The following is a 24,381-nucleotide window of genomic DNA, read 5'->3' as shown; positions in this document are numbered from 1 at the left end:
GCCTTGCAATATCGATCGCCTTGGCCGTTTTCTGGTCTACCTCACAACACCGATATCTTTTCTAATGCTGATCAATTTGCTGCGGCTAGCATCGTAGTCGACGCAGCGATCGTGACTCCTGAAGATGGTCCGACCGGCCGCATCTTTCACGACAACTAACTAGGCCGACGCGATCAGCGCGTCTGCCTATTCCTCTGCAATTTAAAGCTTTGCGGCGTATTGCAATCGCACATTAGACTTACGCTTGCCTTGGCAGCTCCAGTCATCGTCGAGCATTTATGCTATCCAATTTTCAGGCGGATCTGAGCGCTCCTCGGACACAGACAGCCTTTGCGATTTGGCATCCTAGCCGCCAGAAGCAGCCCGACGGAGACTACCCTCGAACCGAACGGGGCGGCTAGATGGGTACCCCAATAATGGGTCCGCCATTATCACCACGTTCCACATTGGGAATGTCACGTTTCAAAACGCTCAACGTCGTCAAGGACCAGGACCGCTGTACAGTCAGCGACGAGATCGTCGCCAGCACTCACCTAAGGTAAATCTGGATATGGGAATGATCGCCGACCCTATCGATCGTCAGTTGGACCATGTTGATGGCTCCATTGCTCCGCGGAGGTGGGTGGTACTCGCGCTTGCCTGGGCTGCTTTGACGATCAGCACCGTCTGCCGGCTCGCCTGGGGAAGCGTTGCCATTCCCGTAAGCCAATCTCTCGACCTGCCGTTTGCGATGCTGGGGACCTTCGTAACCGCGTTCTATTTCGGCTATGTGGCTTCGAACGTGGTCGGCGGCATGGTGACCGACGCATTCGGCGGCCGCATCGCTTTGACCGTTTCACTCGCATCGCTCGCGGTTGTGACCTTTGGCTTCGGCTACACGCAGTCGCTCACGGTCGTCTAGCCTTGCAGGCGCTGATGGGCTTTGCGGCCGGCGCCGACTACTCCGCTGGCGTCAAGCTCGTGAGCGGATATTTCCCGCGACGTGAGCGCGGCCGCGCAATAGGCTTGCTTATGAGCGCCTCTTCTTCTGCAGTCATCATTACGAATGCTATCCCGCCGAGCGTTGTTGCAGCCTGGGGCTGGCGCAACGCCTATCATGGCCTCGGTGGTGCCGTCCTGGTGATCGCGGTCCTGTGCATCTTCTTTATTCGGAATACGCGCATAACGGAGGAAGCGGAGCCACAGAAAGGACCTTCAGCCCTTTTACAGCATGTCACCTCAACCAATTTCATTCTGCTGTCGATCGCGGGAACCGGCGCGTTTTGGGGTACGCTGGGCTTGATGGCGTGGGCCATCCCCCTCATGGTAAAGGAGCATGGGCTCACCACGGTGCAGGCCGGCTTTGTCATCGCGGTTGCTGGCATCGCGGGCCTTTTCAGCAAGCCTTCGATCGGTTGGCTGTCCGATCAATTCGGGGGAAGACGCAAGGCACTCTCAATCTTGTCCTTTGCCTTCTTCGCAACGATTCTCTTGTTGTTCGGCCAATTGAAGACTTTGACCGCCTTTGAATTCGCAGCACCACTGATCGGCATCGGCGCATTTGTATACAGCCCACTTCTCGTAGCAATGGTTGCAGAAGGAGCAGGTATTAAGCTTGCCGGCTCGGCCGCCGGTATTGCCAACGCGATTTGGCAACTGGGTTCAGCCATGGCGCCTGCGGCGATCGGGGCAGTATTCCAGCGGACCCAATCATTCTCAATGTCCTTCGCAGCGTTAGCAGCAGGCCCTTTGCTTGCCGTCGTGCTCATGCCCTTCGTTAGAGACGATCAAGAACGTCCCGAGACCTTAGAATCTAATGAATAAGCCGAAGCCGAGTTTGATATCCGGTTCGCCGGGCTCTCGCACCGATTCGAGGTGGGTGCGGCCAGCCCGATAATGCAGGGTTACTGCGCCTCAGAACGCAGACGACCTCCGACTTGAGCATCTTGGCGATGCTGCTGAGATTCTCGGCGCACATACGGGAGGTCTGGCGCTCCAGAAAAACGGCAGGAAACTTACCGGTCGCGTGCCGGTCGCGGCAACCGGACGCATTCAACCTTGGTCAGGACCAGACGGAACGCTGCACTGCACCGAAGGCTCCCCTCGCCATCACTTGCCTCACAAGGCCAAATAGGCTCAAATCCGTTTGGTACTCTGTTAATCGCTATATGACAGAAAGGCTAAGTCATAGCTTACATCTTTGTCTCGGCTGCTTTTGGATCTTATTCCAACGTCATGCCCCGTGTTGCATAGAGGGCTCAAACCATGGACATGGAGGATATCCACCTTTTCCTGATGATATCCCGGGCCCAGACGCTTACCGAGGCGGCAGAAGGCCTTCATGTCCCGAAATCATCGGCCAGTCGCAGCATCGCGCGCCTCGAACAAGAACTCGGCATAGCGTTGCTTTATCGGACAAATCGAAGAATTGCACTAACCGAGGCTGGAGAACGCTTCGTTGAATACGCAACAGAGATAGTCCGGCAAGGCAAGGAGGCGCGCGCCGCGCTGGATGAACTAAAAGCGACGCCAACGGGTTTGCTGCGGGTCAGTGCGCCGGTCAATCCGGGACAATTCCTCATTGGACCGCTTATTGGGCCGTTTCTTGGTCTTTACCCCGAAATAAGAATCGACCTCACGCTGACAAGCGAAAAGCTCGATCTCGTAGGAAGCAACATCGACGTTGCTATTCATTTCAGTGAACTGGAAGACAGCCAACTTCTTCTCAAGCCACTTGGATTGACGCACCTCGGGCTTTTTGCCAGCCCCGCTTATATCAATCAGTACGGCGAGCCTTCGGGACCGGAAGAATTACCGCGGCATATACTGCTGGACATCTCAACCTCACCTGGGACATGGCATTTAACTGGTCCTGGGAACGCGGTCAGCGTGAACGTTGCCCCACGCTTCTCGTCCAACGACACGGCGACCATAAAAACGATTATTCTCTCAGGCTTCGGGATTGGCTGGTTACCCACCTACATGTGCCGCCAGGAAATGGCTAACGGCTCGCTTTTGCACATTATGAGCGACTGGTCCCGCGGCGACCGCAAGTTCTATGCGCTGTTTATGAACCACCGCACCGTATCACCAAAGATCCGTGCGTTTGTCGATTTCATCGCCATGCGCTTCGACGTGAACAGCTGATCTGGGTGTTACTTTCCTTTATTGGAACGTCATGTTCCACAACGGTCGATGGCCTCGATAGGCCCACTGGGCTACGTTTTCCCGGGCCAGCCGGACTCTAGCGTTAAAACTCAGAGTCCCAGAGAACTTCAATCTCGGCGCTCGGAGGAAAAACGCTCATGCAGCACTTAACAAAGCCGGAGGAAGGCCCTTGGATCTCCCATGAGATTCCAGGTTCAAGCGGCTTCCAGTTCGTCTTCGACGTCCTCGCAGGCGAATACACGGACGCTTACAGCGTCGACCTGGTGAAAGTCGCTGTCGGGGGCTTCTCTCCCTATCACATCGACCCCGACAACCACGCCTTCTACGTCGTAGACGGTCTCGCAGGGATGACGCTCGCCGACATCAACTATCAAGTCAAAAAGGGGGAAGTGATCCGGATTCCGAAGGGAGTGGTACACGCCATCCGAAACGATGGTGACGTGCCGCTGGTGATGCTGGTTTTCTATGATCCGCCCCGCGATCGTTCCGCCCTCAAGAAGAAGGCTGCTGCAGCTAACCTGCAGGTAGGCTTCGGCGTCTAATAGGAGAATCGCGTGAAAGCGGCAAAAGTAACCGTGTTCGATAATGGCCCCATCCACATCACGGGGGATTTCGAAGTCTTCGATGAGGCTGGAAATCAATTCCCCAACAGAAAATTATTCAGCTTGTGCCGCTGTGGGCATTCCCTGCGAAAGCCCTTTTGTGACGGATCCCATCGCGAGGCACGCTTCAGCGACGTATGCCGGGCCGAACCGCCAAAGGTGGAAGGTCAAGCCTCAGAGTAAGCTGGCTGTTTGAGTCTGCCTCGAGGACAGAAATCTTTCTGCATTTGCGGTGCTTCCGACGCCGATCGGTCACGCACCCGCTACTTCACTCCTGATAGCGCGGCCGGGATGGCCGCGCCGAAAATGGCTTGGCCTGCCAAGGGGGGACCCACTCCCTTGATCGAGTGGACCGGCAAAGCGGCAACCCAGTTGATGGTTGCGACGATGTATTCGAACACCACAAGTGTTGGTCTTGTAGGCCCAAAGGATCAATCCGTCGCTTCGAGCCCCCTCTCGTCGGGCGACAAGTAGACTAGGATCCGTAGAGAGACTTTGATATGAGGTATTCCCGCCGCCGCAAGACTGGGCTCCTATGATCGCGAAGGGCCCTATCATCATCGCTGGTGCCGGCCACGCCGGGTTTCAGCTTGCGGCGTGCCTGCGCCAGGAAGGCTTTCCAGATCCGATCGTATTGATTAACGACGAGGGCCATCTACCGTATCAGCGCCCACCGTTGTCCAAGGCCTACCTAAAAGGTACCGGCTGTGCTGAGAGCTTGATCTTTCGACCGTCCAAGTTTTACGACGACCAGAAGATCGAACTGATTGCTGATCGGGTCACCTCGATCGAGCGCAACGCCGGCCAAGTCACGCTTGCCTCTGGATCGGCTCTCAAGTACGGGCATCTGGTAATTGCGACCGGTGCTCGCAACCGGATGCTAGCTCTGCCAAACGCTACATTGGACGACGTCCGGCATCTTCGCTCACTTGATGAGAGTGAATCGCTACGGCATAAGATGAAAGTTGCGCGGCACGCCGTTGTCATCGGCGCCGGCTTCATTGGCTTGGAATTTGCCGCTACAGCACGTCGCGCCGGCCTCGAGGTCGACGTCGTCGAACTCGCCGAACGTGTGATGAGCCGCGCGGTTACAACCGAGATATCCAAGTTCTTCCATGAACGTCATGCAGCAGCCGGGGTTCGCATCCATCTCGGCGTCCACGTCAACAGCATAGCGGCGGATGGCACGAAGGTCACCGGCGTCAGCCTGAGCGATGGCACCAGTCTTCCAGCTGACCTGGTTGTGGTCGGTGTCGGCGTATTGCCGAATGTCGAGCTTGCGGCACAAGCCGGGCTGCCGACCGCGTCAGGAATCATCGTCGATGAGAACCTTCTGACGGCCGACCAGAATATTTCCGCGATTGGCGACTGCGCGATCTATGCCAGCCAGCGGTTTGGCGGGCCCCTGCGGCTGGAATCGGTGCAGAACGCAGCCGATCAAGCCCGGTGCGTAGCTGCCCGCTTGACCGGAAAGAACAAAATTTATGACGCGTTGCCGTGGTTTTGGAGTGACCAAGGTCCCGATAAGCAGATTGTGGGTCTGACCTCCGGCTGCGATCGCGTAGCGGTGCGCGGAGATCGCGCACAAGGGTCGTTCTCCATTTTCTGCTATAGAGCCAACGAGCTCATCGGCATTGAGTCGGTCAATCGCGCCGGTGACCACATGTTCGGCCGCAGGCTGCTCGGCGCCGGCGGCTCGATCAGCCCGGAACAGGCCGCGGATATGACCTTCGATCTGAAGGGCGTGCTCTAGCGTCTTCCATCCAGATTGAACCAAATCTGGCTCGCATCGAAGCGGCAAAGAACTTCAGCCGCTTCTCGTAGCAGGTTTTTGAACCGAGTACGCATATCGATCGATATCAGATTATTAGAACAAGCATCCGCAGTTATGGCTTCCCCTGCGCTGGCGGGACGGCCCTCGACAGTGTCCACGAGCAGAACAGCCTGCTCCGACCTGGCGGATACCACGGATGTCCGGCTCCGACGAGCGCAGTCCTGTTTAGATCGTCAGACAGAAGCTTCACACGCATACGTGCACACGCGAAACACGATTTTGCAATGGAAAGAATTGCCGAAACAGTTTGCGCAAGAAGGGAAAACACGCATCGGTCCTGACGAAGCTTAAACGCCCCGCCAGGACCAAAGATAGTTTCGCCGTCACGCCATTACGCGGGCTTCCGCTCTAAGCGCTACAGCTCACACTGCACGGAAGGCGATCGTCTTGGTGTAGGTGTACTCGTTCAGTCCCTCGATACCAAACTCCCGACCGAACCCCGACCGCTTGATGCCGCCAAAAGGCGCCGCACTCAAGATGCCCCCAGCGCCCCCATTAATGGCGACACCACCGGTGCGAAGGCGTAGCGCCATCTCGTAAGCGCGACCAGTGTCTGCCGAATGCACGGCACCGTTGAGTCCGAAGCGGCTGTCGTTGGCAATGGCGATCGCTTCCTCATCGGTGTCGAACCCGATCACCACCCCCACAGGCCCAAACACCTCCTCCTGGGCAATGGTCATGTCGTTTCTCACATCGCTGAACAGTGTGGGTTCGTAGAAATAGCCGCGCGGCCGGTCGGCGGGACGGCGGCCGCCAATCACCAAGCGTGCGCCCTCCGCCTTCGCTTTTTCCACGTAGTGTTCCGTGCGAAGACGTTGTGAGTTACGAATCAGGGGCCCGACTTGCGTTTCGGGCGCTGCGGGGTCACCAATGACCAGGCGCGTGGCTATGGCCGAGACCTTTTCAACGTAGGCCTCGCGGATTGAATTGTGCACAAGATGCCGGGTTAGGAGCTGACAGCCCTGGCCGCAATGTGCAGTGAACCCAAAGAGACCATCGCGCACAGCGGCGTCGAGATCCGCATCCGGCCGCACGATGAGGGCTGACTTTCCGCCCAATTCCAGAAGAACGCGTTTCAGACTGGGAGCCGCTTGGGCCAGGATCGCCTCGCCGACCTTGTCAGAGCCCGTGAAGCTCACGAGGTCCACACGCTCGTCAGTCGTCATTATGCGACCGACGTCGGGGCCTCCGGTGACGATGTTCAGAACCCCCTTCGGCAAGCCGACCTCCTCGGCAATCTCGCCGAGAATCAGCGCTTCGAACGGAGTGAACGCGGATGGCTTCAGGACCACGGTGCAGCCAGTAGCAAGCGCCGGAACGCTCTTGGCGAGGTTAAGGAAGAAAGGCACATTATAGGGGGTGATGATTGCTGCAACACCGACTGGTTCACGTACATAGACGCCACAACCCAAAAGCGTCGTCTGTCCCATGTCGTTGAGCTGCGGTGCCACGGGCGTGATCGGATCCCGCGTGCAAATGTCAACAATGTGTTGGGCAATTCGCAACGGTATGCCGAACTGCAACGTGCGAGCCAACACCAGTGTCGCGCCAGCCTCGGCCGTAATCAACCGGCAGATATCTTCCTCGCGGGCACGAATGGCATCGAGAAATCGCTGCAAATACTCCTGCCGTTGCGCCGGCTTCATGGTCGGCCAAGGGCCCTTGTCGAACGCCTCGCGCGCAGCATCAATGGCTGCAAGCACTGCGGCTTGCGAACCGACCGGCGCCCGACCGATTACCGCTTCAGTCGCCGGATTCACGACGTCTTCAACATCACCGGCCGGCTCCCAAGCTCCAGCGATGAACAAGCCTTTAGAGCGTAGCATCGTCGTCATATCAGATCTCCGATAGGTAGATTAGCCGTTGGTGGTGCTGAGAATCTCGCCCAGCCGTTCGCCAATGAGAACGCAGGGCGCCATGGTGTTGCCGAGAGTGATGTTGGGCATGATCGATGCGTCGGCGATGCGTAGGTTGTCGACGCCATAGACCTTCAAGCGGCTGTCGACGACCGACATCGCATCGCGCCCCATTTTGGCGGTGCAGCTCGCATGGCCGTAAGAGGTGACACCGTTTCGGATGAAATCCGTGAGGTTCTCCGCATAAGCCGCTCCCGGCAACAGCTCTCGTCTGACAAAGGGCCGCATTTCCGAGCTGTTACCGATATGCCGGCAGAGCTCGGTAGCGGCACGCAGTATACGCATCTCTTCGGAAGTCCCGAGCGGGCTCCATTCCAAAGACAGATCGTCGGCAGGATCGGCACTGCGCAAACGTAGGCGGCCACGGCTCTGCGGACGAATGATCGCGGGAGAGAGGGACCACGTATTTGCTGCCGCGTACGACCGATGCACATCGGACAAATGCGGCATCTCGATCAAGAACGGTTGGATATCAGGTGTGGCCTGTCCGCTCTGGCTGCCCCAGAACAAGGTTGCCTCAGCCTTGTTATTTCGCGATTCAAATGGCTCGTTCGCCTCGAACAGGCACGTCGCGACCAGGGTATGATCCTGGAAATTGGCCCCGACGCCCGGCAAAGCGGAGATTGCAGGGATCCCAAGCCGTCGTAACTCATTCTCCTCGCCGATACCCGAGAGCATCAGGGTGCGCGGTGTGTTGAAGGCACCGAGTGACAAGACGACCTCATGATGTGCACGCACAACATGCTGTTGGCCATTCCAGGTGAAGGCCACGCCGACTGCCTTCGCCTTCTCGATCACCACCCGTTGCACCACCGCTTCCGTCAACACAGTCAGGTTAGGCTGGTCCATGACAGGATACAGATAGCTGACGGCCATGCTCCGCCGCCGGCGTCCTTGACGATGAGGTTGGCCAGGGCCGCACCGCCCTGCCCCTCCATCGCTACCCCGTTGTGATCTTCGACCGTGGGAATACCGGCGGCGGCGGCGGCCTGAAGCATAGCCGGCGCAAGTGGACTAGGATTTTGAGGTGTCTGAACCCAAACCGGTCCTCCAACGCCGCGGCGTGTCAGGTCGGACGGGCCCTGCCAATCTTCAATTTTCCGATAGAGCGAAAGAGCGTGAACGTAGTTCCATGCCGGATCCCCGACCGCCTCTGCCCAAGCATCGAAGTCGCTCTTGTGACCGCGCGCCCAGACCATGGCGTTCACGCTGCTGCCTCCGCCCATCACACGCCCCATGATCTGATGGAGCGGCCGTCCGTTCTGTGCGGAATCGGGCTGGGTGACGAACTGCCAGAACAGTTCTGTGAACCGCGCCGTGGGATAGGAGGTAGCCAATTGGACCATGTCGCTGGCGTCTGATCCGCCGGCCTCCAAAAGAAGCACGCTTACATTTCGATTATCTGCCAAGCGACGCGCCACGACGCATCCAGCTGCACCAGCACCACAGACAATATAGTCATAGTGCCCATTGAGCGTATTCCTGCGTGTCTGCTGGTTTACCGCCACGGCGCGCGCCTTGTCGGCAATTGCCGACGCTCCGTCGTCGCCGAGATCCGTGACCGGTTTGCGGGGGATCCGACGACAGTTGACGGCGCTGGCAAGTGCACATGTATCCAACGCCCCCAAGACGTCATGATCGTCTTGGTTAGCACCCGCCATGGGTCCAGTCCCCGCTTCTTTCGATCTGCATAAGAAAACCGTTTCATCTATCCGACCATCCCCGGGCAGCAGGATCGATTGCTCGATCCTGTGCATGTGAGTAGGCGAGCATCGCCGCTCGATTGGGGTACATTAAGGGCTTATCGGTTTGTCGTTCGATCGGGTCAGAGCAAAGCTTGATTTCGGCACGGGAAACAGAGTGAAGAAGCGGGTCGCGAGTGTCGCATCGCCGGATATCGCGTTCGGCTCAATTGGCGACTTGCTGCCACCGTCAACCAAGTATTGCAGCATCTCAGTTCGGTCGACAGTCACCGTGACATCCGGCTTCTGAGAGCTATCCTCGAGGCGGAGCACGGCATTTCGGACAGACAGGGTCATTGCTCTCGCTTCGGCAGGGAACGAAAGTCGGATCGTGAGAGCTAGATCACCCGCTTTGTCCGGATCCAGACGAACCGCCAGCAGATCGGCGATCGCACTGTCGGGACCAGCCTTGAGCAGTCTCGTTGTCTGGTTGAGGCGGTTACCAGCCGAGTCGTGCAGCAACTCGTCTGCGGCCGACAGATAGACATTGCGCCAGATCGAATTCTCCTGCCGATAGCCTAGCTGTGTGTAGGCCGCAGCCAGAGCGGTACGGGCCTGGACGTTACCCGGCTCGCTCACAACGAGGCGGTTGAGCAGCTCGATGGCCCAACGATCGTCCCCGCTGGCGTGCGCGGCATCCGCCAAGGCCAGTACACGCTCGGCACCGCCGATAGCCGCGACATACTTTGCCCCTAGGGCCTGCGGCGGAAGCGGGTCGAGATGGGCGGGGTTGCCATCATACCATCCAAGGTACTGCTGATAGATCGCGCGCACGTTAAAGCTTAGGGACCCATAGTAACTGCGCGTCGACCAATCACTTCGCAGCGCCGGCGGAAGAATCACGTGTTGCGCTATCTCGTTCGGGGTGAGGCCAGCGTTCATCCATCGAATTGTCTGGTCGTGGAGAAAGCCGTAAAGATCGCTTTGATTCTCAATGAAGCGTCGCGCTGCTTTGGCTCCGAACACGGGCCAGGTGTGGCTCAAGATGACCACATCGGTGCGATCGCCGTAACGGTGGAGGGCCTCCTCGAGAAATCCCGACCATGCCCGTGCGCTACGGACCGGCGCGCCGCGAACAGGCAAGAGGTTGTGAAGCGTTTGGTTTGCGTTTTCTGCCAGGCAGAGAACGCGCTTCTGCGGTAGAAAGATGTTCATCTCCGCCTCCGCCTCGGTTCCGGGCGTTAGCTGGAATTCCAGGTCGACCCCGTCAATTCGCACAACCTCGCCCGTGCGATTGATGAACCGCGTCGGTGGCGCCAATGCCAGAGTTCCGCGGGCAAAGCCATTTGCAACGCCGATGCCCATGGTGCCTTCAGGCGACCAAGGCAGGGTAGAACCGAACTGGAAGATTGCCCTTCGGCCGATCACATTGCCGGTCATAACCTGTTCGCTGAACAGGGCTTGAGTGAATCCCGTAGGGGCAAGCACTGGCACGTTGGCAGCGGGCCGTTGCGCTTGAGCCAATACACCGCCACCGCCGCCATAGTGGTCCGGGTGCGGATGAGTGTAAATGATGCCGCTAACCGGACGATCGCCAAGCCGCTCGCGCACCAAACGAAGTGCTGCCTGCGCGGTCTCCACGACGCCCAAGGGGTCAATCAGAATGTATCCAGTGTCGCCTCTGATCACCGTCATATTGGCGGCATCGAAGCCACGGACTTGGTACACGCCATCAGCCGCCTGGAAGAGGCCTGCGTGATCCAGAAGCTTTACCTGTCGCCACAGGCTCGGATTGACCGTGTCAGGCGGTGAACCCGCATCTGGCAATTTCGGCGAAAGGTCCCAGATCAGGTGCCCGCCCGCATTGACAATTCGCGGATCGGCGAGAGTTCCTATAAAGCCGCGCGTCACGTTGGCTTTGTCTTCGCTCGTGTCGGGAGGAAGTGAAGCCGTCACAGCACGGTTCGCCTCGCGGGTAGCCGTGCTTGCAGGGACCCGATTGTCGTCGGCCAACGCGCTTGTTTGCAGAAGTCCCAAACCCAGCGCCAGGACGGACGCCGCCACGAAGGACGTGGCAGCTCGCCGGCATGAACGCCGGCTAATCACATAAATACTATTCTCACACCGCATAAACGTGACCTCCCGGCATCCGGACAAGAGTGGGACTTTTCGTGCCTTGCTCTCAAACGCGCAAATTGCGATTCCCATGGAAGAGATTCGTTGGGTCATAGGCACGCTTTAGCTTGCACAACTTATCGTAGTGTGCCCCGTAAGCATCGCGCACGGCCGTTTCTCCCTGCTCACTGAGGTAGTTCACATAGGTCTGCCGGCTCGCCACCTTGCGCATTTCTTCATACGCACCTTTCACCCAAGCAACTTGCTCAGTGGGACTGACTGCGCCATGCCAAAGCGTGAGTAGGTTGTAGAGCACGTGCCCTTCCTCGCGCAGGAACGGAGTGGCGTTCTTATCTCCCGTGCATAGGACGCCATGCATATGATGAAGGATTCCTATGCCGCATCCCGGCGGTGGTTTGCGATCGACCAGGGAGGCGATCGCAGCAATGGCCTGGTCGTTCAGCCCATTCAGGGCACCGCCACGCCAGAACATGTTCTCGAGCTTCGAGAGCCCAAGAACGTCGCGATTCACAAAGCTTTCAAATGAGCATACGGCGATCGAATCGGCGACCGGCGTGGAAAAGGTCTTGAGCGAACGCAAGACCTTCTCTCCTTCGACGAGGTCCCCTGACCAGCAAACCGTAATCATCAGCGTGGTGCTCTCGCCGCAGACGATCGTGCCCGCTGTGTCGAGTGCATCGGGACCAGATCCAATGAAATCCCTATAGAAACGCAAGAATTTCGTCACGTCGCCCTGAAAGGCAATCGTTCCCGCAAGCACTTTGTCTTGCGGAAGGAGCTGATAGGTGAATTGTGTGGCTACTCCGAAGTTGCCGCCGCCGCCACGAAGCCCCCAGAACAAGTCGGGATTCTCTACAGCACTGGCGCGCATCAGTTTGCCATCGGCTGTCACCATCTCGACCTCGACAAGGTTGTCGACCGTTGCGCCGTAGCGTCCGCAAAACCAACCCAACCCGCCACCAAGGGTGAGCCCTCCGACGCCTACATTCGGATCCATCCCCAGAATCGGGACCAAGCCATGACGATCAGCCTCAATTGTCACCTTTGCCGCACGAGCTCCTGTTTGGACGCGGGCAAGGCGCTTTTGAGGATTAACCGCAACTTGGTTCATTCGAGTGAGATCGATAAGCAGCCCGCCATCGCAGGTTGAAAGGCCGATAAGATCGTGACCACCGGAGCGAACCGCCACCTCCAACGCATACTTCTTTGCAAGTTCAAGCGCTCTTGCGATGTCTTCCGGACCATCAGGTTGCACAACGATAGCCGGCATCTTGCTGTCGACGGGAGTCGAGCCGATTCCCCGTCGTGCGGCGGCATAGTCCGGATCACCAGGTAGAAAGGCCGCGCCCTTCAATGCAGCCCTGAGCTTTTCATAGGCCGACGGAAGGCCGGAGATAGAGCCGGCATGAACCTGCGCAGTCAGCGGCAGGGTTAGGAGTGCTTGCGTCAACAGACGACGAGAGATAGCCATTAACTTTCCTTGCACTAGCGGCCTGACGCCTACCGGGCCGGAGGAGGCCTTCGACGCCGGAGCTACGATTTCACGCTCCGGCGTTGGCCAGCCTCCTCGGCAGCCCTATAGAGTCACTGCGCCTTAGTGTCCTGTGCGAGGTTGAGAGTCTGAATGGTCGCTGCGTTCGGCACTGCGATCGCGCGGTCGACAGAACTGGCACCAAGCTCCGGAATGTACGGATTGCTTACGTCCGTGTTGGTGCGGTCTCCAGGAAAGCGCGGGTCTATGCGGCCGAATGGATTGGCTCGGAACCCGAGCAGCTCTCGCTCCCGCGAGGTCAGATTGTGATAGACGCGATCATGCAGGCTTGCCGTGTAATTGTCATGTTGACGCAGGAAGGCCTGCGAGTACGCGCAAGTAATCGAGTAGCGCTCGGTGTCCGCGGTTGCCGCTCCGGAACTGTGCCAGAGCCGGCCCTCGAATACGATAACAGCGCCCGGAGGAGCTTCGGCGGGAACCTGCTCAATCACTTCCGGATTGACGCCATCCTTGAGCTTCTCGTCGAGCACGATCTTCGGAGGCGGGCCTCGGTGGCTTCCCGGCGTGACGCGGGTCGCGCCATTCTTCTCAGTGAACTCACTTAGACAGACCATCGTGTTATTGATGACCGGAATCGGTGTGACGAACGGAATATGCTGCTGATCCACGTGCGTCACCATCGCCACAGCGCCCTTGCGAATGATGATGCCGTTCGAACTTGCCAAGTACCAGGGATTGTTTTGGAACAGATAGTTGTTCAGCTCCGCAAGCTTTGGATGCTGCACAAGATCGAGAAACGGGCGCCCCTTGTTGAGCAGGGTACGCACTGTCTGCCAAGCCGGCAGAGGCTCTCCAGCAGCCGGCGACCCCACCCAAGTCTGGCCTCCGCGGCCGCCGTTACCCAGCCATGCCACGCCCTGCTCGCGCTCCAGGCGAGCTTGTTCCTGCAGTCGATCCAAAAGACGTTTGCGCTGATCATCGGTGATCAGATCGGCAAGGAGGCAATAACCCCATTCGGCAAGGTCCCGCTTGCACTGCTCGATATCGCGTGTGAGCTTCGGAAGAGCCACACCATCCCATTTGGACATTTCCATCTCCCCTTTTTAAGCGCATGCTCGTGGGCACACGTTTGCAGTGAACGAATGTTTGCGTACGCGCGATAGATATCGCTTGCTGACCGACGCAAGTGGGCCAGTTGCTGGAATGAGCGCTCTCGCCTGCGGCTTGTTAACCGATCAAGGCTTGTTGACGCCTATTTGCCTCGGCAAGTCAGATTTTCTTCGGCTTCACGGCGCCGCTCCTCATGGCTCGGCAGCAGTTCGGTGGCGAGGCGCGAACCAAGCTGATGAAACCGACCGCGACTGCAGACCAGCGGCGGATCATCGGTGCGATGAAGGGCGATCGCCTCGCCAACGAAGATCGTATGGTCGCCGCCATCGTAGGCAGCCCAGCGCTTGCAGGCGAACCAACCCATGGTGCCCGCCAGTATCGGCACGCCGTGCGCCCATACGTAATCGGGCTCATGCTTGGCTTTCAGCCGATTGGCGAAGTAATTAGCGAGCATCCCCTGCCCCTCAGCCAGCAAATTGATGGCGTAAAGTGTGGTAGCCATCATTAGCGCATGCGCTTTGGCCCGCTTGGCGATGCTTACAGCAGCAAGTTGAGGTTTGACCGATATCGCAGCGAATGAGCTGGCCGTCATCGCATGCATGCCACCGGCTCCGTCTGGTACGGTAACGACCGTGACCCCTGTGGTGAAGGCCCGTAGGCCCTTGCGAAACTCCTCTGGATCGAGCATCTGACCTTCTGGACCACTGATATCGCCTCGGTGTCGTCAGCTGTCCGGCCAAGTGCCAAGCCATCCGCTGAACGTCTTGAAAGCATAGCTCAATCGGGGCGGCACGCTAGTTTCAGAACTGGAACATGCGGTTTCAACTTTCGGAACACCGAGATGCCGCTCCAGGGGCCGCCCATCCTGGACATTCGGCATGACCTACTTGCGGTTGCGAACCATCAAGAGAAGGCGCATTGCCGGCGGCCTGCCGCAGGGCCGCTTTTGTCCAGTGAGAGCGATCGACGGCAGCGATGTTGGAGTAGACGAAAATCCGGCCGTTCTACAATCCGGCTTGTCGTCAGACCATCGCGGACGATGCGCTCGCCGTCCGCTGCGGACAACGTTTCGCCAGTGTCGATCAGACCTGACAGCCTGTCGATCCGTGTCGCCTCGATGATCGATTCGTCTTCGAGGTAACCGTACCGGCACGGCCGATGCGCCCCCATACCCTGACGAGCGAGCATTCACCGAATAGACATCTAGCTTGTAGAACCGCGCCATATTGCGGTGGTTGTCGATGCGGGTGAGCATGATCGCGGCCATGCGATATCCTCCTCTTGTGGTTGGACGCTCTGCGCGGCTGTCTTGGCGGCACGCAAGTAGCAGTGGACGGTCTCCCGGCTAATACCGAACTCCCGCGCGAGCGCTGCCTTTTGCCATCATCCCGCTTTCTGTGCTTCCTGCGCGATTGCCAGCTGACCAGCTGACCGAGCATTGCAGTTTTTTGAATGCATCCTTTGAGGCCGACGAAGAGTTTCCCGAACCCCTAGATTCTAGGGGAGCGTTGGTTGCGGGGACAGGGATTTGAACCTATGACCTTCAGGTTATGAGTCTGAACGTTGGGCTTCAACCGCACCAGTTTCGCACCGGAAACAACGCGAACGAATGGCCATATCTGAGCGGCCGCTTCAAATGGGAAAAAGGTCTGCGCGAAGTACAAGACGAAGCGATCCTGCACTCGACCGTTCTCGAACGGTTTGCCCACAACGGCGGGGTGCAGCACTGCTATGAGCGAATGCCGTACCGTCCCGAAAACCTTCGATCGCATGCAAAGGTCAAGAAGTATTACGGGGCAGAGGATTCGACTTCGAACCGGACGAAGACCATCTCCTGTCCGGCCCCACCGCAATCAAAATAATCGGCAGGGCCGGTTGGCAACTGATAAGGTTTTGTATGAAAGCTTATCAGCTAGAATGAGGCAGTCGTAGAACTGCCAGCCGGCGAGCCACTTCTTCACAAAGCGGTCCTGCGCTGATGGAAGAGATAACGCATAGCGATCCGGTGCTCGAATATCTGGCTAAAAAAGGATCGGCAGCGAACAGCCTATCGCACTGCTGCGCGTCTTCAGATCAGCCGCCGCCAAACCTGGATGGATCATCGTAGGCGGGAGGCTCGTCGTGGTCGGTTCGCAGACCACCCGGAACGGACCCGTCGGGATAGATCCGCACACCGCCCGGAGTGACGTAGCTTGGGACCACAGCCAAGCTGGGACGAACGATGACGTGCCGCGATTTGGCATGATAGCCTATTGCGGCGGCGTTCGCAGAAGCATAGAAAGCGGTGAAAAGGAGCAGCACCAAAACGAAGCGCATTTGTATTTTCCTCGGGTACCAGCGGCTTACCTACTCATGGCTCTTCTCGCCCTCACGACTGAGGAGATCACCGTGGACTACGAGCCGCGACCGAACCGGATCGGCCATAGATTGTGCACGCAAACGACAATGGCCATCGTGCCGCGCGCCTTGCAGCTTAGAGCCTGCCGCGAACATCCCGTCGCAAGCAGGACGATCGATCGCAACTCAGTCAATAAATGCGATCAAAGAGTAAACGTGTCTTTGGTTGTCCCAAGCTGCGCAAGGTACTCCTGCAGCGGCTTCGGTAGCCGGTTAAACCAATCGGCCTCCTCACCTGGCTGCGGCAGCACGTGGCCGAATTCCAGCATATCCGTCGGCTCCAGATTGCTGAGATAAACCCAGATCTCCTCCTCTTTTGCATTGGTGATCCGCGCAACCTCCTTCATTATACGCAACATTACCGCATTCCGCTGAGCTTGGGTTCGGCCAGCTCGGATATCGCCCCGGATCCAGATCTGTCCTGCGGCACGCGAACCGCCAAGGAAACGATCAGCAGGTTTCTTTTCCTCAATGACGACCTGTACAAAGTAGCTTGGGGCGCCAGTCTCCTCGCTGTGAATCCGTGTCACGGCCTTGGCGATCGCGGCTTTTTGGCTGTCGTTCACTAAGCCTTCCGCGAGCGAACACACGTATGTAGGCATTTTGCCCTCCTTGCTGGTTTGATCACCGCAAAACGGTTCGCCTGTGACGGACGCGATTGATATGAACCCGTCATAAACGGGCCGAACCGCTCGAAATCAAATCGCGTCCTGGGCGATCCCTTGGCCAAACGACCACCGCAATTCCAGCGGATCGATGACGACGTCAGTCCATGCGATCGTCCAAAACGCGTATGTAGAACGCCTTCCGCTTGTGCGCTCGTGCAGATCTTTTCCACGCGTTCTCGTGACGAGACGGTGCTCCAGCGTTATTCAGCAAGGGCGGTGGGCGGAATCATCCATGTCGAAACCGTTCGCCAGACGCCATCCCCGAAATGTAGCTGATAGGCAATAAAGTCGCTATCCTCACCGTGCACCAGCTCGTAGCGATGGGACCTGGTAAATTGCGTGGTCATCGAGGTTTCTCCTTTGTCGAACATCCTGATATTCGCCTCAGGAAACGGCGCATTTCCAAACTAAAAGCAAAGATCAACGGGCTGTCGGATTTCGTCCAGACCGCGATTACTCAACAGGCGAACACCTTGTCGCTATGACCTTGACGTCCATCCCGGTCGTCTCTTGCAGCCATTGCGCTCTGGACGGCGCGTTCCGATGCGCCTCGAACGCCTCGTCATCCTGGTAAACTTCGTGGATGAGGATTCTTGAATCGCCCTCGCGAGGGAGCAACACTTCGAATCGCAGAGTGCCGGGCTCATCCTTCAGACAACGGGCTCGGTGGGCCATCAGCAACGGAAGGACCTGATCGCGCCGCTCCGGCGCAACTTCAACCGTTCCCATGATTACAAGTTTGGACATGTCACATTCTCCTTTTATGCTCGTTCTTCGGTAAGTGCTGGGCTGGTTTGTCTATACGAAAGTGCATTCACTGCTACGGCCGCAAGTGACAGCGTGGCGCCGACTGCCGCGAGACCGATCCAGGATTCAAAATGAGCGCCAAGGCCACCAAGCACGGCACCGCTCGCCCCGCCGAGGAAGTAGGACACCATAAGCACCGTGTTCAGCCGGCTGCGGGCCTCCGGACGCAGAGCGTAAATCCGCGTCTGGTTGGCGACGAGTGCGGCACGATTACCAAGGTCGAGGAGAACCATGCCGAGAATCAGGCAGGAGAGGCTAAAACCCCCCGCCGCGACAAAAGCGAAGGCTATGGTCACGGTGATCGCGCCGAACGAAGCCATATTACGGGCGCCGATCCGATCGGCGACCGCTCCGACCTGTGGAGACACTGCGAGGCCCAGAGCTCCAACGAGTCCGAATGCCCCGATGGCAGCAGGACCAAACTCGTAGGGTGGTCGCGCCAGAAGCGCGGCAAGTGTTGTCCAAAGCGCACTGAAGGCTGCGAACAGAAGAAAGCTCGTCGCCGCTGAGATACGCAGCAGTCGTTCCTCACCTATCAGCACGGTCAGCGAACGCATCAGGTTGCGGTATCGGATCGTGCTCAGGACTTCCGACAAGGGCAGGTATCGGATGATGATGACCAACAGCGCCAGATCGGCGGCCGACGCGAACACGAAGATTGCGCGCCAGCCCAGGTGGGCGCCGACGACGCCACTGACCGTGCGCGCCAGCAGGACGCCCGACGAGAGGCCGCCCAATAGCGAACCGACGACGCGCCCTCGCCTCTCCGGCGTTGTTTGGCCCGAGACCGCCGGAATGATAATCTGTGCGGTGACCGCGGTCATTCCGACAAGAAAGCTGCATCCGGCCAACAGGGAGAACGTCGGCGCCACTGCGCAGGCGATGAGCGCAACTGCGTTCGCGCTAATCGCCAGCGACGCCAGCTTTCGCGGTTGGATGCCGTCGCCGAGCGGCACGAATAGCAGCAGGCCCATTGCATATCCGAGCTGTGTCAACGTGCCGATGAGGCTTCCGTGTGACACGGTGACGCCAAATGCCGAGGCCATCTGCGGCAGCAGCGGTTGGTGGTAGTAGATGGTCGAGACGGCGAGCGCGCAGCTCAGGGCCATTAGGAAGACCTGACGCCGCGAGAATCCTTGTGTCTCCGTAAAGGAAGCTTTCTCTGACATAGCGAAGAATGCCTGATGAAGGAGGGTCCGATCACGCCTTGGGCAGTGCCTCGATGAGTTGCTGGGTGCCAACAATGCTGTGCGCATAGGTGGGGCCGTTCAGCTCGTGGGCGGCATGCATCATTTCGTGCGAGAACGCAGCAGTCGCGTCCCGCACCAAAGTAACGTGATAGCCGAGCTCCATGGCGAACCGGGCGGTGGATTCGATGCACGTATTGGCGAGCAGTCCGACTACGATCACGTGCGTAATGCCCTTCTGCTTCAGCAGGAAATCCAGGTCGGTATTGGCGAAGCCGCTTTGTCCCCAATGCTCACGAGCGACGAGGTCGCCAGGCTTCGGCGCGAAGTCAGGATGCCATTCGCCGCCCCATTCGCCGCGCGCGAAGCTGTGGCGATGCATGATCGATTGCTGGGTCGGGTTGGGATGGTCCCAGTCCTCGTAGTCGCCCGGCTCCCAACGTCGGTGTGGAACGATCACCACCTGGATCCCCGCTACACGGATCGCACCGTCTAGCTGGCGCAGGTTATTGAGAAGTCCGACCTCATCAGCGATGGGCTGGATGCGTGGAAAGACCTTGCCACCCTCGGACAGGAAATCGTTGTAGGGGTCGACGAAGAGGAGCGCGGTCCTCTCGCGCGGATAGGTGGTCTCGGGCATCGGTCATCTCCTGGGGCCGCCTCGCTGGCCCATTGAATTTCCATCCATGCCTAGTTATCTTGCTATGAAAATCATAGTAACAAGAGCGATGAAGAAAACGTGATGAGAAAGATGAAGGACAACGCGGCTGACCAAACGCTCTGTCCCGTGGCGCGCTCCGAGGCCTTGGTGGGCGACCACTGGACGGTGCTGGTGCTGCGCGAGCTGTTCATGGGCAGTCACCACTTCGAGGAGCTCCAGGCCCAAACCGAGGCCACGCCGCAAATGGTCGCGACTCGCCTGAAGAAACTGGAAGCAGACGGACTGGTAGAGCGGCGCGTCTACAACAAGAGGCCACTGCGCCACCAATATCATCTGACCGAGAAGGGCGAAGCCTTCTACCCGGTGCTGCTGGCGCTGCGTGCCTGGGGTGAGACCTGGGTCAAGTCGCCGAAGGAAGGCCGGGCCGTGAATTTTACCCACCGCAGCTGCGGCAACCCGGCTGGTCTCGGCCCAGTCTGCGATTCCTGCGGAAAGCCGCTCCGTCGTGCGGATCTGATCGCCAAGCAAGCGGCCAAATACCAGAGGGAGCGGGAGGCGCGATGGGAGACCTTTAAGGCGAGCCGCTAAATCATGTCCGCAGCAAATGACGTGCAGGTCTTGCCAACAACCCACTGGCGGCTCTGAAATTTCGATCGGCATTGGCTCGTGGTCCATGTTTGCATCAAACGGTTTTGGCCGCGGCGTCCCGGCCCGGATCGGCTATTTCGAGTCGATTTCGATCGTGGCAGTCAGACCGGCCACCAGGTCGATGCCGGCAGGCACACGGTCGATATGGATGCGTACCGGAATCCGTTGTGCCAACCGTACCCAGGTGTAAATCGGATTCACCTTGGCCAGACCTGAAGGACCCGCCTCGGCGTTCGCCACGGCGATGCCGCGGGCGATACTTTCGACATGTCCCTGCAACGGCTCGGAACGGCCTATCAGCTTTACCCAGGCGGAATTCCCTACGTGGATGCGGCCGAGATAAGTCTCCTCGAAATAGCCATCTACCCAGAACGAGTCGGCATCTACCAAAGAAATGATCTGCTTGCCGGCCGTCGCGTAGTCGCCGAGCTGCGTCGTCAAGTTGGCCACATACCCATTCACCGGCGAGCGGATCGAGGTTCGCCCCAGGTTCACCCGCGCCTGCGTCAACTTCGCCAGAGCTTGCCGGTAATTTGCCTTCGCGGTGAGCGCGGCCGCACTGTAGGACTCTCTTTGCTCTTCAGACGTCGCGAGATCTGATAGGTGCTGGCGCCGCATTGCTTCGCGTTCGGCATTCTCGGCGTTTGCGCGCGCCTGATCGACCGCCGCCTCGGCCTGTTGGACCATGATCGTGTAATCTGTTGGCTCGATCGTCAGCAGCAGATCGCCCTTATGGACATATTGATTGTCAGCTACAGGGAACGCGACAATGCGGCCCGCGACTTCAGGCGCCATCGCCACGACATAGGCGCGGACCGTGCCATCGCGGGTCCAGGGCGTGTCCATATAGATGCCCCACATCGCGTGTCCCGCGCAGATCCCCAGTCCGACGAGGACGAGTGTAAGGACGAACCGCAGGATAGTCTGACCGGCACTGTGCGGCCGGTCATCGGGTCGCCGCGGCCAGTCGATGTCACGACCCGATTCAGGTAACTCGGATGTCACTTGCGCTTCGATATGTGACACGGCTACCGCCACCCTGCAGCTGTCAGCACGATAAACCACAAAACGATGCTGTAGGTCGCTGCGACGACCAGCGTCGGGTGCCAGACATTGCGTAGCAATCCGAACCGATCGGCGACTCGGCGCAATGCGACGACCACCAGCCAAGCGGCGGACATCATCAGGGAAATCGGAGCGACATAGACTCCGAAGAGACTCACCTCAGTGAATTTCATGTCTTCACCGCGTCGAAATATACGGCATGCTGGTTCAGCACCTCGGAGATCTCGATGATGCTGCTTCGCGCCCGCAAAGCCGCAGGGTCGGCCGCGCGGGCGGCGAGCCGCTCATCGAGGCGCTGGAACTCCGTGACGGCGACCGAACTCCTGCCTTCCGCAATCGCGGAGACCGCGTCTCTAAGGACAACACTGACACCGAACGGGGCGGCAATCGAACGCAGCTGCACGATTTCGGTCCCAAGTGACAGTGCAGCCAGCAGGTGGGCGCGCTGCCGGGGTGTCGCCTCCCCTGGCATGGCGGAAAGCCGGCTGTGTACGCGCCCCGCCCAATCGTGGAACGCCCGTCCCCGCGCCAGATGACGCAGGTCAGCCAGAGTCAATGCCAGCAGACGGCGCGCTCGAAAACCCGGCGTCAGCGGCGGTATGATGCAGAAGAACAAGGCCGCTGTACCGGCGCCGGAAAGAATTGCCAGCGTATCGTTGTAAAACTGCACAGTATCATAGCTCAACTGGTTCGTAGGCGCGAGCAGCGGTACGAAATACGAGGCCATGTAGTTGAATTCGATACTCGGCCATCGTGTCGCTGCGGCACCCGAAGGGACGAGCCACAGGCCAATCGAGAGACAGAAAGCAGCAAACGTCTCGTGGTTCGGCAGCACGGCAAAATTGATGACCGCTGCGGCCATGGCGGCGATGCATATTCCTTTCACGAAGCCGCTGGCATTGAAGTAAGCCTGATCCGCCCGTCCAGCAAACAGGATGCTGGAAATAGCAGCGAAGGTGATGGCCTCTGCACCAGCCGGCCACGCGATGAGTATCCAGAATGCGGCAGCGACGAGAATCGTCAGCAGTGTGCGCGCGCCGCTTACCAAAGCAGGCAACCAATCCGGGACATGAAGGTGGAAGGCTCCCCGAGAACGGCGAACAGGCAACGTGGGATCGCCGGCAAGCAAAGCCAAACCGTTGAGCGCGTCGGCGATACCTGCCAGTGCTGCGGCTACCTTATCTGCGAGCAGACGCAGCGACGGCGTCTTGACGTCCAAGGCAACTAGCTCGTTGATTCCTGCTTCGCAGACCGAACGCAGAACGACAGGATTGGCCGCCCAGCGGGCGGGGTCTGATTGATTGAGCAACGAACTTAGCTTGGGCGGAAGGCTTTGGAGCACGATTGCCATCTCTCTCGTGGCCTGATCATGTGGCAGCCAGCGAAGGTGATTGGCGATCGCACGCCACCCCGATATGACGGCGAGCAGACCATCGACTGCCTGCAGCAGCACGGGCGAGTGATAGCGGATCTCGGACGATTCCCCGACCGCCTGATCGATTATAGGATCGAGGGCAACGACACGTCGGAGGAAATCCCGCCGACTGGACCGCATATCCAACAGGCTCGGCCCGGCTGCCTGCAAGGTTCTTATGAAGTTTGTCGCTATCCCGTTGGCTAGGCCGGCGACGAGCGTCGCCAATCGTCGGCGTGCGGCGCCCAAGTCCGTGCCGGCAAGAACGACCCCGGCGGAGACAATGCCGATGCCAATCTCTGTCACCCGGGTTAACGCAAGCACGAATGCGTCGCCGTTCAAGCCACCGACGGCACCAAGCTGATTGCCGGCGATGATGGCCGCGGTATATCCCGCCAAAGCTGCGGCGTACGATGCAAAGTTCGGCAAGACTGTAGAGATGAATGCACACGCTCCACCCCATAGTGCCAGACTGACGAAGAAGAACACGCGGTCCTGCGGGAAACAGCCGGTCAGCCCGACGATGGCTATACCGCCAACGACGGTACCAATCAGGCGGAACCAGCTCTTTCGCAACGAGGCCCCGAGCGTCGGCTGACAGACGATAGCCGCCGCTGTGCCCGCCCAGGATGGTTCGTCGAGCTGCAGCCAGAATGCGATATACATCGCGAGGCAGACCGAGACCCATAGCCGTAGTCCAAAGAGCAGTGCACGCCCCGCGCCCTGCAACTCGATCTTCATCCGTCCGTCGTCAAACATGGCCTTTCACCAAGGTCGGGGCTAACTCTACTAGCGAGCTGGCTCGAGTAGGTCGGTCTGCGCGACCGCAGGTTTGTCTGGTCTGTTTTCCCTTCGATGAGAGGTGTCCGCCAGATAGTCGTGCACGACCTTGCCGAGGCCGAGCGTCAAGTCAGCAATGAGATGGGTCGCGGAAAGGACTTCAAGCACCGGTAATTCGGCCACCGGAGCAAGTGCGTGGGAGGCCAGGGTAAGGCCGGCTGGACCGGACCACGCCCCCTTAAGGTCGATATCTTCCAGACTAAATTCGACCAACTCGCAAATGCGCGGCGTTCCATCGACGTGCGGGATAATCTTGAGGAGGAAGTTCGGCGCGACCAATGAGGCTTTCACAGCCGCAAGGTCAGTCATCCGGTGCTTGTATCCCATTGTCCCGGTCGCCACCCGGACCGGCCCGTAGTTGAGCGTACCCACGAGCGTATCGAGCTCAGCCTGCAGCGTCGGTTTCGCGAGTTTCTTGGGAAATCCCCAAAGTTCGCGCCCGCCGGCAATCGGCGGATGATCGTCCAGGAACATGCAATGAGTGTAGTTCCCCTTCCGGCCTTCAAACGTTACCGGGATCACCTGCCCGCTTTCTGTGTAGTCGCCGAACCCGGTGGAGTCCGGCATCCGGATGAACTCGAACTTGACCACCGGCGCGTCGACCTCCAGCGGCTCAGGCACAAGCGCGCGTAACTTCCCGGGATCGGTTCGATAGGTGATGATCATGAACTCGCGATGATAAAATCGGTATGGTCCGATCGGGTAGGCCGGGCTCGTCAGCGGCATTGCGAACGCGCGACGTTGGACATCTGTTCGTTTCATAGCTGAACTCCTG

25 protein-coding genes and 1 pseudogene are annotated in these 24,381 nt (G+C 58.8%); 8 read left to right on the top strand and 18 right to left on the bottom strand.

The features are described from left to right. The first annotated feature begins 556 nt into the window (after positions 1-556). The 6 genes from H8B02_RS04610 to H8B02_RS04585 all read left to right on the top strand — a co-directional run bounded on the left by H8B02_RS04610 (position 557) and on the right by H8B02_RS04585 (position 5,502). Positions 557-901, top strand: a complete 345-nt coding sequence (locus tag H8B02_RS04610) for an MFS transporter (protein WP_229165076.1) — start codon at positions 557-559, stop codon at positions 899-901. 2 nt (positions 902-903) lie between these two features. Continuing rightward, a complete protein-coding gene (locus H8B02_RS04605; protein WP_229165075.1) occupies positions 904-1,803 on the top strand; it encodes an MFS transporter in 900 nt (299 codons plus the stop codon). 441 nt (positions 1,804-2,244) lie between these two features. Continuing rightward, entirely contained in the window at positions 2,245-3,126 is an 882-nt protein-coding gene (locus H8B02_RS04600; RefSeq protein ID WP_229165074.1) for a LysR family transcriptional regulator, read from the top strand. A gap of 158 nt (positions 3,127-3,284) precedes the next feature. Then, positions 3,285-3,689 carry a cupin domain-containing protein gene (locus tag H8B02_RS04595; protein WP_229165073.1) on the top strand — a complete coding sequence of 135 codons (405 nt, stop codon included), beginning with the start codon at positions 3,285-3,287 and terminating at the stop codon, positions 3,687-3,689. A 12-nt stretch (positions 3,690-3,701) separates the two neighbouring features. Continuing rightward, the gene (locus H8B02_RS04590; RefSeq protein ID WP_312000605.1) at positions 3,702-3,932 is read left to right on the top strand and encodes a CDGSH iron-sulfur domain-containing protein; all 231 of its coding nucleotides are present in this window, start codon (positions 3,702-3,704) and stop codon (positions 3,930-3,932) included. A gap of 355 nt (positions 3,933-4,287) precedes the next feature. Next, the gene (locus H8B02_RS04585; RefSeq protein WP_229165084.1) at positions 4,288-5,502 is read left to right on the top strand and encodes an NAD(P)/FAD-dependent oxidoreductase; all 1,215 of its coding nucleotides are present in this window, start codon (positions 4,288-4,290) and stop codon (positions 5,500-5,502) included. Positions 5,503-5,945: 443 nt separating this feature from the next. Here the strand turns inward: H8B02_RS04585 and H8B02_RS04580 are convergent, their stop codons facing one another. The 8 genes and pseudogenes from H8B02_RS04580 to H8B02_RS48800 all read right to left on the bottom strand — a co-directional run. Then, positions 5,946-7,418: an aldehyde dehydrogenase family protein gene (locus tag H8B02_RS04580; RefSeq protein ID WP_229165072.1), complete on the bottom strand. Its 1,473-nt coding sequence runs from the start codon at positions 7,416-7,418 to the stop codon at positions 5,946-5,948. A gap of 21 nt (positions 7,419-7,439) precedes the next feature. Beyond that, positions 7,440-8,375: a GMC family oxidoreductase gene (locus tag H8B02_RS47930; protein ID WP_283842135.1), complete on the bottom strand. Its 936-nt coding sequence runs from the start codon at positions 8,373-8,375 to the stop codon at positions 7,440-7,442. Further along, positions 8,330-9,160, bottom strand: coding sequence for a GMC family oxidoreductase N-terminal domain-containing protein (locus H8B02_RS04570; protein WP_283842134.1), 831 nt, complete (start codon positions 9,158-9,160; stop codon positions 8,330-8,332). Before H8B02_RS04570 ends, H8B02_RS47930 begins: the two co-directional genes overlap by 46 nt. Before the next feature lie 132 nt (positions 9,161-9,292). Further along, a complete protein-coding gene (locus H8B02_RS04565) occupies positions 9,293-11,194 on the bottom strand; it encodes an alkyl/aryl-sulfatase (protein WP_229165071.1) in 1,902 nt (633 codons plus the stop codon). Positions 11,195-11,363: 169 nt separating this feature from the next. Next, a complete protein-coding gene (locus H8B02_RS04560) occupies positions 11,364-12,788 on the bottom strand; it encodes an FAD-binding oxidoreductase (RefSeq protein ID WP_229165070.1) in 1,425 nt (474 codons plus the stop codon). Between the two features lie 113 nt (positions 12,789-12,901). Then, the gene (locus H8B02_RS04555; RefSeq protein ID WP_229165069.1) at positions 12,902-13,897 is read right to left on the bottom strand and encodes a phytanoyl-CoA dioxygenase family protein; all 996 of its coding nucleotides are present in this window, start codon (positions 13,895-13,897) and stop codon (positions 12,902-12,904) included. A gap of 164 nt (positions 13,898-14,061) precedes the next feature. Further along, on the bottom strand, positions 14,062-14,607 hold the full coding sequence (locus H8B02_RS04550) for a flavin reductase family protein (RefSeq protein ID WP_229165068.1): 546 nt from the start codon (positions 14,605-14,607) through the stop codon (positions 14,062-14,064). A gap of 344 nt (positions 14,608-14,951) precedes the next feature. Beyond that, positions 14,952-15,107, bottom strand: a pseudogene (locus H8B02_RS48800) (P-type conjugative transfer ATPase TrbB); the annotation flags it as partial. A gap of 362 nt (positions 15,108-15,469) precedes the next feature. On the opposite strand from H8B02_RS48800, the gene H8B02_RS04545 reads away from it, so the two are divergent. Then, entirely contained in the window at positions 15,470-15,781 is a 312-nt protein-coding gene (locus H8B02_RS04545; protein ID WP_229165067.1) for a hypothetical protein, read from the top strand. Between the two features lie 211 nt (positions 15,782-15,992). Here H8B02_RS04545 and H8B02_RS04540 read toward each other — a convergent pair whose 3' ends face one another. The 6 genes from H8B02_RS04540 to H8B02_RS04515 all read right to left on the bottom strand — a co-directional run bounded on the left by H8B02_RS04540 (position 15,993) and on the right by H8B02_RS04515 (position 19,618). Next, a complete protein-coding gene (locus H8B02_RS04540; RefSeq protein ID WP_229165066.1) occupies positions 15,993-16,235 on the bottom strand; it encodes a hypothetical protein in 243 nt (80 codons plus the stop codon). A gap of 224 nt (positions 16,236-16,459) precedes the next feature. After that, positions 16,460-16,918, bottom strand: coding sequence for a tautomerase family protein (locus tag H8B02_RS04535; RefSeq protein ID WP_233287500.1), 459 nt, complete (start codon positions 16,916-16,918; stop codon positions 16,460-16,462). Positions 16,919-17,184: 266 nt separating this feature from the next. Beyond that, on the bottom strand, positions 17,185-17,331 hold the full coding sequence (locus H8B02_RS04530; protein ID WP_229165064.1) for a hypothetical protein: 147 nt from the start codon (positions 17,329-17,331) through the stop codon (positions 17,185-17,187). Between the two features lie 106 nt (positions 17,332-17,437). Further along, positions 17,438-17,731: a putative quinol monooxygenase gene (locus H8B02_RS04525; protein WP_229165063.1), complete on the bottom strand. Its 294-nt coding sequence runs from the start codon at positions 17,729-17,731 to the stop codon at positions 17,438-17,440. Between the two features lie 14 nt (positions 17,732-17,745). Further along, positions 17,746-18,900: an MFS transporter gene (locus H8B02_RS04520; protein ID WP_229165062.1), complete on the bottom strand. Its 1,155-nt coding sequence runs from the start codon at positions 18,898-18,900 to the stop codon at positions 17,746-17,748. Between the two features lie 91 nt (positions 18,901-18,991). Continuing rightward, positions 18,992-19,618 carry a cysteine hydrolase family protein gene (locus H8B02_RS04515; RefSeq protein WP_229165061.1) on the bottom strand — a complete coding sequence of 209 codons (627 nt, stop codon included), beginning with the start codon at positions 19,616-19,618 and terminating at the stop codon, positions 18,992-18,994. A 111-nt stretch (positions 19,619-19,729) separates the two neighbouring features. On the opposite strand from H8B02_RS04515, the gene H8B02_RS04510 reads away from it, so the two are divergent. Continuing rightward, the gene (locus H8B02_RS04510) at positions 19,730-20,227 is read left to right on the top strand and encodes a winged helix-turn-helix transcriptional regulator (protein WP_229165082.1); all 498 of its coding nucleotides are present in this window, start codon (positions 19,730-19,732) and stop codon (positions 20,225-20,227) included. Between the two features lie 132 nt (positions 20,228-20,359). On the opposite strand, the gene H8B02_RS04505 is transcribed toward H8B02_RS04510, so the two are convergent. The 4 genes from H8B02_RS04505 to H8B02_RS04490 are packed head-to-tail and all read right to left on the bottom strand — an operon-like array spanning position 20,360 to position 24,368. Further along, on the bottom strand, positions 20,360-21,313 hold the full coding sequence (locus H8B02_RS04505; RefSeq protein WP_229165060.1) for an efflux RND transporter periplasmic adaptor subunit: 954 nt from the start codon (positions 21,311-21,313) through the stop codon (positions 20,360-20,362). A gap of 2 nt (positions 21,314-21,315) precedes the next feature. Further along, positions 21,316-21,525 carry a DUF1656 domain-containing protein gene (locus H8B02_RS04500; protein ID WP_229165059.1) on the bottom strand — a complete coding sequence of 70 codons (210 nt, stop codon included), beginning with the start codon at positions 21,523-21,525 and terminating at the stop codon, positions 21,316-21,318. Continuing rightward, positions 21,522-23,525 (bottom strand): FUSC family protein, encoded by a 2,004-nt coding sequence (locus tag H8B02_RS04495; protein ID WP_229165058.1) that lies wholly within the window; start codon positions 23,523-23,525, stop codon positions 21,522-21,524. Before H8B02_RS04495 ends, H8B02_RS04500 begins: the two co-directional genes overlap by 4 nt. 30 nt (positions 23,526-23,555) lie before the next feature. Beyond that, on the bottom strand, positions 23,556-24,368 hold the full coding sequence (locus H8B02_RS04490) for an acetoacetate decarboxylase (protein ID WP_229165057.1): 813 nt from the start codon (positions 24,366-24,368) through the stop codon (positions 23,556-23,558). Positions 24,369-24,381 lie beyond the last annotated feature (13 nt).

The sequence above is a fragment of the Bradyrhizobium altum genome, assembly GCF_020889705.1.
In the GTDB taxonomy this organism is placed as follows: domain Bacteria; phylum Pseudomonadota; class Alphaproteobacteria; order Rhizobiales; family Xanthobacteraceae; genus Bradyrhizobium; species Bradyrhizobium altum.
The sequence above is the reverse complement of the archived record's forward strand: the minus strand, read 5'-3'. Positions and strand labels throughout refer to the sequence as shown.